The sequence below is a fragment of the Streptomyces gelaticus genome, assembly GCF_014649535.1.
Lineage (GTDB): Bacteria > Actinomycetota > Actinomycetes > Streptomycetales > Streptomycetaceae > Streptomyces > Streptomyces gelaticus.
Genome location: NZ_BMTF01000053.1, coordinates 1 through 12,302 on the forward strand (window position 1 = coordinate 1; position 12,302 = coordinate 12,302).

Annotated in this window: 12 protein-coding genes; 7 read left to right on the forward strand and 5 right to left on the reverse strand. The window is 69.4% G+C overall.

Annotation, left to right across the window (positions count from 1 at the left end; all coding sequences use genetic code 11):
- Positions 1 to 463: glycoside hydrolase family 25 protein (locus tag IE107_RS33945; protein WP_268246643.1), on the reverse strand; the 463-nt coding region annotated here is incomplete at its 3' end.
- A gap of 224 nt (positions 464 to 687) precedes the next feature.
- Here IE107_RS33945 and IE107_RS33950 point away from each other — a divergent pair.
- Entirely contained in the window at positions 688 to 1,806 is a 1,119-nt protein-coding gene (locus IE107_RS33950; protein WP_189548194.1) for a peptidoglycan-binding protein, read from the forward strand.
- Positions 1,807 to 2,682: 876 nt separating this feature from the next.
- Here IE107_RS33950 and IE107_RS33955 read toward each other — a convergent pair.
- The gene (locus IE107_RS33955; RefSeq protein ID WP_189548195.1) at positions 2,683 to 3,456 is read right to left on the reverse strand and encodes an IclR family transcriptional regulator; all 774 of its coding nucleotides are present in this window, start codon (positions 3,454 to 3,456) and stop codon (positions 2,683 to 2,685) included.
- A gap of 261 nt (positions 3,457 to 3,717) precedes the next feature.
- On the opposite strand from IE107_RS33955, the gene IE107_RS33960 reads away from it, so the two are divergent.
- The 3 genes from IE107_RS33960 to IE107_RS33970 all read left to right on the forward strand — a co-directional run bounded on the left by IE107_RS33960 (position 3,718) and on the right by IE107_RS33970 (position 7,427).
- The gene (locus IE107_RS33960) at positions 3,718 to 5,055 is read left to right on the forward strand and encodes a phenylacetate--CoA ligase family protein (RefSeq protein ID WP_189548196.1); all 1,338 of its coding nucleotides are present in this window, start codon (positions 3,718 to 3,720) and stop codon (positions 5,053 to 5,055) included.
- Positions 5,056 to 5,113: 58 nt separating this feature from the next.
- On the forward strand, positions 5,114 to 6,448 hold the full coding sequence (locus IE107_RS33965; RefSeq protein ID WP_189548197.1) for an MFS transporter: 1,335 nt from the start codon (positions 5,114 to 5,116) through the stop codon (positions 6,446 to 6,448).
- 106 nt (positions 6,449 to 6,554) lie between these two features.
- Complete coding sequence (locus IE107_RS33970) at positions 6,555 to 7,427, forward strand: amidohydrolase family protein (protein ID WP_308434281.1); 873 nt, start codon at positions 6,555 to 6,557, stop codon at positions 7,425 to 7,427.
- Between the two features lie 423 nt (positions 7,428 to 7,850).
- Here IE107_RS33970 and IE107_RS33975 read toward each other — a convergent pair whose 3' ends face one another.
- The gene (locus IE107_RS33975) at positions 7,851 to 8,288 is read right to left on the reverse strand and encodes a hypothetical protein (RefSeq protein WP_189548199.1); all 438 of its coding nucleotides are present in this window, start codon (positions 8,286 to 8,288) and stop codon (positions 7,851 to 7,853) included.
- Between the two features lie 211 nt (positions 8,289 to 8,499).
- Between IE107_RS33975 and IE107_RS33980 the strand changes: the two genes are divergently transcribed.
- The 3 genes from IE107_RS33980 (at position 8,500) to IE107_RS33990 (ending at position 10,855) form a co-directional block, all read left to right on the forward strand.
- Entirely contained in the window at positions 8,500 to 8,823 is a 324-nt protein-coding gene (locus tag IE107_RS33980; RefSeq protein ID WP_189548200.1) for a hypothetical protein, read from the forward strand.
- Positions 8,824 to 9,361: 538 nt separating this feature from the next.
- Positions 9,362 to 9,964 (forward strand): DUF4240 domain-containing protein, encoded by a 603-nt coding sequence (locus tag IE107_RS33985; RefSeq protein ID WP_189548201.1) that lies wholly within the window; start codon positions 9,362 to 9,364, stop codon positions 9,962 to 9,964.
- A gap of 168 nt (positions 9,965 to 10,132) precedes the next feature.
- Entirely contained in the window at positions 10,133 to 10,855 is a 723-nt protein-coding gene (locus IE107_RS33990; protein WP_229867473.1) for a hypothetical protein, read from the forward strand.
- A gap of 280 nt (positions 10,856 to 11,135) precedes the next feature.
- Here the strand turns inward: IE107_RS33990 and IE107_RS33995 are convergent, their stop codons facing one another.
- Both IE107_RS33995 and IE107_RS34000 read right to left on the reverse strand, forming a co-directional pair.
- A complete protein-coding gene (locus IE107_RS33995; protein ID WP_189548202.1) occupies positions 11,136 to 11,276 on the reverse strand; it encodes a hypothetical protein in 141 nt (46 codons plus the stop codon).
- Positions 11,277 to 11,954: 678 nt separating this feature from the next.
- Positions 11,955 to 12,302, reverse strand: a 348-nt coding sequence (locus IE107_RS34000; RefSeq protein WP_189548203.1) for a tetratricopeptide repeat protein, incomplete at its 5' end; no start/stop codon positions are given.

Here is a 12,302-nt window from a genome sequence, read left to right on the forward strand (position 1 = left end):
GGGTGTTGTTCACCCCGGCCGGGCACCGGCCGCGGATCTTCTCCAGGTCGACCACCGGCGGGAGCTGCCCGGGCCGCTTGCCGTCGTAGCCGGCGGCCCGGGCCGTACGGATGAAGTGGTCGGCCTGGGCGGCGCCCGTACCGGAGTCGTAGAAGTGATAGGGCGCGGCCATCAGCCCGGCCCGCGAGGCGCCCGCGAAGTCACCGGCGAACATCGGGTCGCGGTAGCCGGTGCCCTGACTCGCCTTCTGGAACACGAACGAGTACCCGGCACTCGCGGCCGCCGACCACTGGACCGGGTGCGAGTTGTGGTGGCTGGTGTCGAAGCCCTTCACCCTGTACGCGGCCGGGCTGTTCGCCTGCGCCTGCTCCTCCCCGGAGAAGCTGATCAGACCGAACCCAGCGGCCGCGACCGCCACCATGGCACCCGCCTGAAAGCCCGTCTTCCTGCTGATGATGCCCACGTCTTCACCCCTCGTCAGACCCACCGGCACACATCCGGAGGGCGATTCACACAACGCCTTTGCGGCGTCGACGAGATGAAGATTCGGGGTACCGCCGTCCCACCGGTAGCCTGATCGCCATTCCAGCCGTACCGCACTGTCCCGGCCGTTCCACAAGGCCCCTGACCTGCGAAAAGAAACGGCCATGGAACACGACGATCAATCGGTACCAAGGGGGAGGACCCATGCGGCCTGAACAAGGCGACAACCCACCCGCACAGCCACTGCCAGAAGTCACCGCACTGCTCCAGGCACTGCGACAGGTCAAGGAGTCCAAGAACCTCTCCCTGGACGCCTTCACCCACGACACCGGCTACTCCCGCTCCTCCTGGAACCGGGTCCTCAAAGGCACCGCGTTCCCACCCCGGGCAGCAGTGGAACGCCTCTGCTCCCGCCGCGGACTGGACAAGAACACGCTGCTCGGCCTCTGGGACACCGCCGACCAGGCCCGCCGCGCCGCAGCCACCCAGGAGGAGGCACCGCCCGAAGCAGCGCCCGTTCCGGTACTGGCAGACCCCGCACCGGACGCACCGGCAGCCCCCGCACCGCCGACAGTCCCGGGACCCGTACCGCTGACGGCCCCGGACCCCGCTCCCGCCACCGCAACTCCGAAGCCCGCCGCAGCGACCCCGACGCCTCCACCGTCCACGCCCGGCCCGGTCGAACCCGCAAGGCCGGCCGCTGCCTCCCGGAGCCGGATCAAAATCCTCGCGCTGATCGCCGCCGCCCTCGCCGCGCTGCTGCTGGTCGGACGCTGGTACTCGGTCCATGAAACGAAGAGCCCCGCCGTCTCCCAGCCCGAGACCGGCGGCGACAACCGCCCCGGCGACGACCAGCCAGCGGTCGACGAATCTCCCCTGCCCTCGAAGAGCAACAAGGAACCGACCACAGCTCCGAAGGGCGACGAGAACAAGGACCAGGACCCCACGGGCGAGGAAGACACGAACACGAAGTCACCGCGCCCCAGCAGTTCAGCCAAGGGCAAGACCTCTTCCGCAGCCTCTGCTTCTGCCTCTCCCAGCCCGGCCGCCGCACCCGGCGCCGCCGGCCGCGCCAACTGCCGCTACAACTGGGACCGCACCCAGACCATGGCCAAGGGCATGGTCGGCTCGAAGGTGAAGCAGATCCAGTGCCTGCTGAACTCCAACTACGACTACACGCTCACCGTCGACGGCAATTTCGGATCAGCCACCGACGCCGCCGTACGCGCCGTCCAGAGCTGCAGCGGCCTCAAGCCTGACGGCCAGGTCGGACCCCAGACCTGGAAGTACCTCGACACCCCCATGTCCGGCTGCGGCCACTGAAACGGGCGATCGTCCGAAGCGTGAACCACCGGCTCAAAGCGCTACTGCCGTCACACCGTCACGCCGTAGCGACGGTGTGACGGCACGAAGGGAAGCGGGATCTCCTGCACCATCCCCTGCGCCAGGTCCTGCACCATCCCTTGCGACATCCCTTGCCCTCCTCCTCCACGGCGCCCGACGTCCGCGCAGGTCACCACGGGTGTGAGGCGTGGTCGGCGTGCTGACATCCCCTCTGCGCACCCCCTGCCGTCCGACTACCGAAAGAGAAAGGTGGGGGCGGGGCGGGCGGGAGCGTCTCGGGGATCGGCGGCCGGCCAGTTCCTCGCGCGCGACGGCGGGGCCGCGCGCGGGCCGGGATACGGCAGCCCTGACGGGCCGCATGCCGTGCCTGCGGCGGGCGATGGGTGTCGGCACGGGATCGGCATCGACGACCCGGACCGGCGCCGCCGGCGCTATCCCGAGCCCGCGGTGCTGCTGGTGGTCTTCGCTTGGCGAGGCGCGAAGAGGTACAAGTGCCGGTATGACGCGTCAGCGGATCCGGTGGCCGGCCGTCGTGGACCGGGCCCGGGAAATCGTGGAGAGCTACGAGGGCGGCGTCACGCTGCGCTAGGTCATGTACCGACTCGGGCAGTTCAGCCCCAGCGGCCGCGCCCTGTACGACCCGCGTCCCGGCGAGCGGAACCACTGAGACTGGTCCGGCGACACGCCCTGAGCTCTCCGTCTCCGTGGCTGGTTCAACGCGCCCCGATTGAGTGAGTCACGAGCCACCACCGACCTGTGACGGAGTGTCAGCTCGATAGACTTCAAAAGGGCCCTGCGACCAGGACAAATGAAGAAGCACGACGGGAGTACTAGGTGTACTGACCGGGGAAGCGTTCATGCCGTGCACTGCTCGCCGATCCGGCGGCTTGCGGCCGCGGCGGCCTTCCGTACCGGTTCGGCGTAATGCCTCAGGTCGTGCTGGGCGAAACGCGTGGAGGGTACCGCCACCGTGATGGCACCCACCGGGCGGTCGAGCCAGTCGCGCAGGCAGGCGCCCACCCCGGCCACGCCCTCTTCGGTCTCCTCCAGGCTGACCCCGTAACCGTCGTGCTGGATCTCCGTCAGATGGCGCGCGAGCTCGTCGACGGTGGAGATCTTCGCGGTGGGCCAGCGGGGCAGGCCGTCGTGATGAACCTCCTTCACGTCGGCCGGGTCGAGCGCGGCCAGGATCGCTTTGCCTCCGGCGGAGCAGTACGCCGGCATCGTGCCGTCGGTGCGCAGTCCGACCCGGAGCATCTGCTCGCTCTCGACGCCGTCGAGGAAGCGTATGTAGGCGCCCTGGAGCACCATGAGGTTCGCCGATTCGCCGAGCCGGAGCTGCAGTTCCTCCAGGGCCGGCCGCACCGCCTTCTTCAGGGCTGTGTGCGAGACGGCGACCGGTGTCCGCTGGTTGAGGGCCGGCCCGGCCCGGTACAGGCGCTGTTCGTCCTGCCGGGCGAAACCGCGGTAGCACAGCGCGCCGAACAGCCTGTGTGCCGTTGAGGCAGCGACCCCCAGTTTCTCGGCGGCGGTCTTCACGCTCAGGCGGTGGCCGGCCTGGAGCATCACGATCAGCTGAAGGGCCCGGTCGACGGACTCGATCGGATACGAAGGGGTCTGATTCTGCACATCAGAATTGAAACACTAAAGCATTGCGTTGACCAGAAAGAGCGGGGCACCATGCTCGTCACGGCGCTCCGGTCGGCCGCCAGAAGCGGAACAAGGCCGGAGCCGCATCCCGCCTCGCGTGACGAAGCCCCTCGGGCTCCGCGCCGAGACCTGCACCCTCCCTGGGGCCGGCCGAGCGGGGGCTCTGCCCCGGAACACCGGAAGCCATGCCGCGCCCCCTCCCCGCCTGCTCTCTTACCCCTGACAAAGGAGCCACCGCCCATGGACAATGCTTACTGGGACGCCGAGTTCGACACCATGCCGTGGAACGAGCTGCAGGCATGGCAGCGCGGCCGTCTGGCCGCCTTCCTGACCGACCTGGCCAAGCGTTCCCCGTTCTACGCCCGGCGGCTCGATGGGGTGCCCGTCGCGCAGGCGGGATCGCCCGATGACTGGGCGGCCGTCCCTTTCACGACCAAGGACGACCTGCGCGCGGCCCAGCAGGCCGCCACCACCGACGCCTTCCTCGGCGACCTGCAAGGCGTCGACAGCGCGGACATCATGCAGGTGGTCGCGTCCTCCGGGACCACTGGAATCCCGGTGTTCTTCGGCCTCACCGAAACGGACCGTCAGGCCTGGTCGGACAGTGTCGCCAACATGTTCTTCACCGCCGGTATCCGCCGCGACAGCGTGGTCGCGCTGACCACCGGCATGCCCTTGGTGGCGGGCGGCATGCCGTACGCCGACGCGGTGCGCCGGATCGGCGCCACCCTGGTGTGGGGCGGTGGTCAGACGACGGCCCGGATGGCGACGATCATGCAGAAGCTCAGGGTCGACACGCTGATCGGGACCGCCTCCTTCGCCACGTTCTTCGCCGGCCGCTGCGAGGAGGTCCTCGGCGTCCCGGCGGACCGACTCTCGGTGCGCACCGTCATCGCGGGCGGGGAGCCGGGCATGGGCGAGGAGGCGATCCGCGAACGGGTGCGCAGTGGCTGGGGCGCGGACCGGATCAGCGAGGTGATGGGGCTCTGCGACGTCATGCCCGGCATGTGGGCCGAATGCCCCGAGGGCGGCGGCATGCACTTCACCGCCGGACGCAACATCTTCGTCGAGCTCATCGACCCCGGGACGGGCGCGCCCGTGCCCTGGGAGCCCGACGCCCACGGCGAGGCCGTCTACACCACCTTCACCCGCCAGGCCACCGCGGTCGTGCGATTCCGTTCCCGCGATCACCTGAAGGTCGTGGGCACAGCCTGCCCCTGCGGCCGGACCTCGCCGCTGATCCGCTGCGTCGGCCGCACCGACGACATGCTGATCTACAAGGCCATGAACGTGTTCCCCAGCGCTATCCGGGATGTCGTCCTGGATGCCTTCGCCACCGAGATCGCCGGCCCGCTACGGCTGCGCAAGGCGCACGCCGACCAGGTCCGCTTCGACGAGGCGATGCCGCTGGAGGTCGAACTGCCCAAGGGCCGCTCGGCCGCCTCCGCCGATGACCTGGCCGAGCGCATCCAGACGGCGGTGCTCGAACGGCTGCGGGTGCGGGTCGCCGTCGAGTTCCTCCAGCACGGCGCCATCCCGATCGGCGAGTACAAGAACGCCCTGACCTACGTCGGGTAACCCCGCCCCGCCCAACCCCGCACATCCCGTCCCACCCGCACAGCCACAGGGAGAATTCATGGACCTCCTGGCGGAAATCCGCCGGTCTCGGATGAGCCGCTTCCAGATCAGAGCAGTCGCGGTCGCCCTGTCACTCACGCTCATCGACGGTTTCGACGTCTCCGTCATGGCGTACGCGGCGCCCAGCCTGTCGCGCGCATGGCACATCGATCCGGTGACACTGGGCTATCTGCTGAGCGCAGGCCTGTTCGGCATGGCCGCCGGGTCGTTCTTCCTCACCCCGGCGGCGGACCGGATCGGCCGCCGCAAGTTGACCCTGGTCTCCATGACGATCGTCACCCTCGGCATGGTGCTGTCGGTCTTCAGCCAGGATGCGACCCAGCTGATCGCGTTCCGCGTCCTGACCGGGCTCGGTGTCGGCGGCATGATGGCCAACCTGAACGTCCTGGTGTCCGAGTACGCCTCGGACACCAGCCGTGGCTCCGTCATCGGCATCTACGCCGCCGGCTATCCCATCGGCGCCACGATAGGGGGTTTCGCCGCCAACCCGCTGATCGCGAACTTCGGTTGGCGTGCGGTGTTCGCCGCCGGGGCGGCCCTCAGCGGGATCATGCTCGTGATCTCCTGGCGCTGTCTGCCGGAGTCCTTGGACTTCCTGCTCACCCGCCGCCCCGCCGACGCGCTCGACAGAACGAATGCAATCCTGGCGAAACTGGGCCGCCCGGCCCTGACCGAGATCCCGGCCCGGCCGGAGACGCAGGGCCCGCAGGGCGCCGCACAGGAAATCCTCACCAGGCCCACCCGCTCGCAGACCCTCAAGCTCTGGGCCGGCTACGGCTGCCTGGTGGCGGCGTACTACTTCGCCAACACCTGGATGCCGAAAATCATGGCCTCCGTCTCCGGCGATGACGCGCTGGGCGTCACCGTGGGCACCGTCGCCAACCTGGGCGGCATCGTCGGCTGCTTCCTTTTCAGCGCCCTCGCCCGCCGATGGCGCAGCCGCCTGCTCCTGGTCGGCGCCCTGACCGCGGCGGCCGTTGCCTACGCACTGTTCGGCCAGGTCTCCAGCCGCACCGGTGTGGCCCTGGCAGTGGTGGCGATCCTGGGGATGCTGACCACCGCGGCCATTGCCGGGTTCTACACCGTGGCGCCCGATGTGTACACACCAGTTGCCCGTGCCACCGGCATGGGCTGGATGATCGGCGTCGGCCGGCTGGTGTCCATCACCGCGCCTGTCCTGGTCGGCTACCTCCTCTCCGGAGGATGGGCCCCGCAGAAGATCTTCCTCCTCTTCACCATCCCGCTGCTGGCCTCCCTGCTGTGCGTCGTGGCCCTGAGGAAGCCGCTGCCCCGCCCACTGCCTCCCAAACCAGTGGCCGCAGCAGCCGAGTAGCCCACAGTCACCCGGGCCCCGCCGCTGAAAGAGAGCGTGAGACCGTCGTGCCCCCTACGCCGTCCCCCCGCACCAAGACTTCCGAAAGCGTGCATCCATGACCTCCATCAACGTCGGCGAACTGGTCGCGATCGACGTCCACACCCACGCCGAGATCTCCTCCCAGGGCAAGGCATCCCTGGAGGACGACCTGCACGACGCCTCCAGCGCCTACTTCAAGGTCGAGGGCAACCGCAAGCCCACCCTTCAGGAGACGGCCACCTACTACCGCGAGCGGCAGATGGCCGCGGTGATCTTCACCGTGGACGCCCAGTCCGCCACCGGCACCGAGCCGGTGCCCAACGAGGAGGTCGCCCAGGCCGCGGCTGCCAACCCCGACGTCCTGATCCCTTTCGCCTCCCTGGACCCGCACCGCGGGAAGGCCGCCGTCAAGCAGGCCCGCCGCCTGGTGGAGGAGCACGGGGTCAAGGGCTTCAAGTTCCACCCCAGCCTCCAGGGCTTCTTCCCCAACGACCGCCTCGCCTACGGACTGTATGAGGTGATCGAGGAGACCGGCACCATCGCCTTGTTCCACACCGGCCAGACCGGCATCGGTGCCAACGTACCCGGGGGCGGCGGCATCCGGCTGAAGTACTCCAACCCCCTGTGTGTGGACGACGTCGCCGCCGACTTTCCCCACCTGAAGATCATCCTGGCGCACCCGTCCTTCCCCTGGCAGGACGAGGCCCTGGCGGTGGCCACCCACAAGCCGGGCGTGCACATCGACCTGTCCGGCTGGTCCCCCAAGTACTTCCCGCCCCAGCTGGTGCAGTACGCCAACACCTTGCTCAAGGACAAGGTCCTCTTCGGCTCCGACTACCCCGTCCTCACGCCCGACCGATGGCTGGCCGACTTCGCCAAGCTCCCCATCAAGGACGAGGTTAAGCCGAAGATCCTCAAGGAGAACGCCGCCCGGCTGCTTGGGCTCACCTCCGCCTAGCGGAGTGCGGGGCGCCGTTGCCTGGCTCGAACCAGTGAGCCTTTTCCAACCTGACGGCTCCTGAGTACAGGTGGTCGGGACCGCCGGCATCCCTCTCAGCACCCCCACGCAGCCCCGGCCAGGAAGACAGGGCGGGCCGGTCAGCGTGTGGCGAGCCTCGGGGGACCGGGCGCCACTACTCTTCACGCGCGACGGCGGGGCCGCGCGCGGCGACAGCCGCCCCGCCGAAGCCGGACCATCAGGCGGCCCGGCCCGATGGCGCAGCGCAGAGCCGACGACGAGCACGGCCAGGAGCACGGGGCCGACACCGCGCCCACGGCCGCTGCCTGACACGCCAACTGCAGCACCAACCGCCGCGGGCGGGCGCCGAACAAGGCGCCCGCACCATTCGCATCGAATGCCCCGGATATGTACCGGGGTGGTTCAGCCGCCGCAGCCCGTCGTGAATGACATCCAGTCGATGACCCAGCCGGTGGACTCCTTCGTCCACTCGAAGCGGCCCACGTTCCTGTCGTATTCTCCGTCGGGCCTCTCATAGCAGGGGTCCAGCTTGGCCTTGCCGTCGATGTGCTGCACCTTCCCGTAGATCGGGATGTCCTTGCCCTCTGGAATCGGGGTGAGCTTCTTCTCCTGCGCGTAATAGGTGACGGCGTCCTCGCAGAGCGGCGATCTCCCCTCAGACCTCAGGTCGAGCGCCGTGTAGAGCGATATCACGATGTCCTCTTGCGCCGAGGGAGCGGGGTCGAACAGCCGGCACACGGCCGGGCCGTCTCCTGCGTACAGCCCCCGGACGAAGGCCCGATAGGACTCCTCCGGACTCTGGGGAGGCTTCGGAGCGTCGGCAACAACATCTCCGTCCATGGGCCCCTCCCCGGCTCCGGCGGGTGGCTTACCCGAAGTGTCCTCTCCGCCGCAGCCGGCCAGCAGCAGACACGTCAGTGCCGGTACCGCAACGGCACTCCAGACTCGTCTCTTCATCATGCATTCCCCCCAGCAGGCACTGTGTGAGTTATCAAGATCACGATAGTGCCTGATGTGATCACCCCGACAAGTGCCGGCTTCGGCAGGGCACTTGGGCGATAGTGAGCCGTCAGGGCCCACCCTGGCCTGCTGGGAGACCGTTCCGGACCAGGACGACGTCGCCGGGCCCGTTGCCGGACCGGCGCGGCCGCTGTTGAGCGTGGTGCAGGCCCGGGAGGCGACGGCCGGGCTGCGGGAGGCGATGGACGACGTCCGGCGCTCCGTGGCGGTGCTCGCCGCCCGGGTCCGTGACGCGCACGCCGCCGGGTGCCGCTCGACTGCACCTCTGGGAGTCGTACTGCGACACGGAGTGGGCGCGGAGGAACGGGCCACTGCGCAGAAGGCCGGCGGCTGGTTCTCCCGCTTCCGCACCTGACCCGGCCTCGCTGCTGGCTGTGCGACACCAGCCGCGAGGGCCTGAAGCCGTTGCCCGCCGGGCAGTGCAGGCGGGCCGAGGACGGCGAGTACGCCGCGCGGCTTCAGAGATGGATGCCGGAGAGGCGGAACAGCCGTTTCAGTTCGGGGTTGGCGCGGCGGTGCAGGGAGACCAGGACACGGAGCACTTCGCGGCCCATGGGGTGGATCCGGGCCATCTGAGGGGCCGCGTCGAACGCGTACGAGATCGTGCACGCAGCACAACCACGCCCGCATCCCGGTGCACCGACTCGACCACCGCATCCGCCAGATGCGGCAGAATCTCCTGCCAACTCCCTGAACCACACGCCAATCCGAAACGATGGAACAGCTTCAACGTCACAAGATCAGGGGTGAAGGCCCAGCGACAGAGCCGATGAACGTGCTCAGTCCGCGAGGTGTGCGAAGCCGTTGCTGGACAGTCTGCTGTGCGCGGTGGTAGACGCACCGCTGCTGTTGAGCTCTCGGGTGTGTCAGTGGCGGCTGCGATCCTTTGCCGCATGGACGAGAAGGCCTTCTGGGCGCTCATGGACGAATTGAGCCGTCGCCCCGGTGACCGGAACGAGCGGCTGGAGTGGCTGCGCGGGGAGTTGCTGCGCCAGCCGGCCGCGGCGGGCGTGGAGTTCCAGGCGCACCTGGAGGCCGCGTGCGAGTCCGTCGCCACGGGCGCGCTGTGGCGGGCGGTGAGCCGGATCGAGGGGGGCTTGTGTTCCGACGACGGCTTCGACTATTTCGCGCTCTGGCTGGTGGCGCAGGGGCGAGGGACGTACGAGGCGGTGCTCGCTGATCCGGACACGCTCGCCGACGTTTCCGAGGTGCGGACCCTGGCGGGGCGGCACCTGCGGGAGTGGCACAACGACGAATGGCCGGAATGGGAGGAGCTCGACTACGTGGCGCAGGATGTCTTCCACGAGCTGACCGGCCAGGAGGACGACGGGGACGCGTTCTACAAGGCCCTGGACGCCCTCCAGGAAGCGCGGGCGGAGTGCGAAGAGGGGGGACGAGACCGTGAGGGCCACGACAAGGGGTGGGGTCCCCCGGCTCGTCGCGGGGGCAGGACACCTCGGCTCGACGCCCTATTCCCGGTGGAGGCGCGCGCCTAGTCTGGACCGGCTGCCCGCCAGCATCCTCTCGGGCGACCGCGAACACTCTTCCGGGAAGCCGCTGCCGCTGCTGTGCTGGGCCTCCGGCTACGCCCTGGCCAGCGAAGGCCATGTCCATCCACCGGTGCCGCGCGGCAAGCCAGTAGACCGTGCTGGCCGCTCACTGTGGTGCAGGCCCGGGAGGTGACGGCGGGGCTGCGTGCGGCGATGGATGACGTCCGGCGCACCGTGGCGGTGCTCGCGGCCCGGGTCCGTGAGGCGCATGCCGCCCGCGTGTGGCTCCCGCTCGGGTACAGCGGCTGGGCCTCGTACTGCGGTGCGGAGTTCGGTATCAGCCGCGCGCAGGCGTACCGGCTCCTGGACGTCGCCCGCGTCCTGGCCGCGATCCACGAAGCGGTCACCGCCGGCCCTGGCATGTCTCGCACGCGAGACACCAACACCGGCCCGGCCGGGGCCGCGCTCGACTACGGCCTGTCCCAGCGCGCTCTGATCGCCGTCTCCAGCCGCGTGGACACCGTCGCGGAGCTGATCACCCGCCGCCTCGCCGCGCTCGTCCACAGCGGCCTGCAGGCCCTCGACGAGTCCACGGTGCGCGCGGTGGTCCGCCAGGCCGTCCGCGACGTCCGCACAGTCCCGCCCCCGCCGCCCGCCGACCCGTCGGCGGACCCCACGCTCGCCGCGCTGCGGCGCGTCGACGAGCTCGCCGCTGGCACGCACGCGATCGGCGAGCTGATGCTCGAAGTCGCCCCGGCCTACCTCTCCGACACCGCAGCCACCGACGTCCTCGCCCTGTTCTGCGAGGAGATCGGCGAGCCTCTCGACCACGGCCTCGCCGCCCGCCGCTACGCGATGTCCGGCGACCGCCGCGCCCTGCACGGCACCGTCCTGTAATCGCTGCTGTCCGGCTGCTTGCGCAGACAACCACTCCCAGTCACCTCCCAGGCTCCCAGATCCCCTCCAGTGACCTGGGAGCCCGTGATCCGTATCGCCCTCAAATATCCGATAAGTCTGGGAGGTTGGGAGGGCGTTCCTCCAGCAAACCGTGTTGTGGTGGGGGAGCTGGGAGTCTGGGAGGTGACCCGCCAGCCCAGTTACTCACCGTTGTTGTTCTCCCGGTCGCAGCGGGCGGCGAGTTCCGCGCCCCGGGCGATGACCTTCTGTTCCAGGGCGCTCATCTCGGCGGGGTGTACTCGCGTTCCTGGACGAGAGCCAGGCCGATGGCGCCGTCTGGCCCGGCCGCACTGGTGAGGCGCGGTTCGGCGGTGTCGGGCCGGGCCAGGGCGTGCCGGCCCTGGTGCACGATCAGGTTCACCGCAGAGGCAGGACAAGGCGGTGAGCCCCGTCGGGAGTTTGCCGTGGGCGCGCAGCCAGTCCTCGGCCTCCTCGGCCCGTACCAAGGGACGCTCGGCGGTACCGTCAACCGGCCCTGGGAAGTCCGGGTGCCGGCGCCGCCAGTTGACGACAGCGGCACGGGTCACGCCCGCACGCCGAGCGATCTGCGACAGGTTCAAGGTTTCCACGGTGATCTCCTCACGACCCCTCGGGCACCCGGCCGGCCCGACCCGACGCCCGCACCGTGACAGACCACCACAAACCATGTCAACTATCCCTATCCCTGGACTAGTTGGGCACACTCGACTAGAGCCGCGCCCGCGTACATGAGGAAAAAGATCACCCGCTCGGGCCGCGGGGACGTCTCGGACGCACGAAACCGCCCCTGCTCCGGCACAGGAGCGGCGGGGTGGTTCACGCCGGACGGTGCAGCACCGTGAGCGCGGGGCCGACGGACGTCGTCGCCCATCCCGCCGCGGTCAGCACGTCCCCGGAGACAGCGTGCGCCGAAGCTCCCTGACTAGCCCCGTCCCCCTCGGCCAGCACAGCCAAGCGTCGCCGACCGCACCGCAGCCTTCGTAACTGCCCTCGCCCCGCCCACCGACCGCATCGACACACTACGAACAATCTGGGTCAGAACCACCATCACGGACCCCGCTTACAACGGATGCTCTCCAGAGCCGCCTCCCGCTGACCGCCACCGGGACAGCGCATCACGAGCAGAACGAGTATCGGGGTGTTCGTTGCCGAGGAGTCGCTCTCGGTCGGCGAGCACGTGTTCGAGCAGGTTGATGGCGTCGTTGGCGCGTCCTGCCTGTCGGTAAGTGATGGCGAGGTTGGCGCGGGTGGTCAGGGTGTGGGGGTGTTCGTTGCCGAGGAGCTGCTCGCATTCGGCGAGCACGTGTTCGAGCAGGTTGACGGCATCGTTGGCGCGTCCTGCCCGCAGGTATGAGGTGGCGAGGTTGCCGCGGGCGGTCAGGGTGTGGGGGTGTTCGTTGCCGAGGAG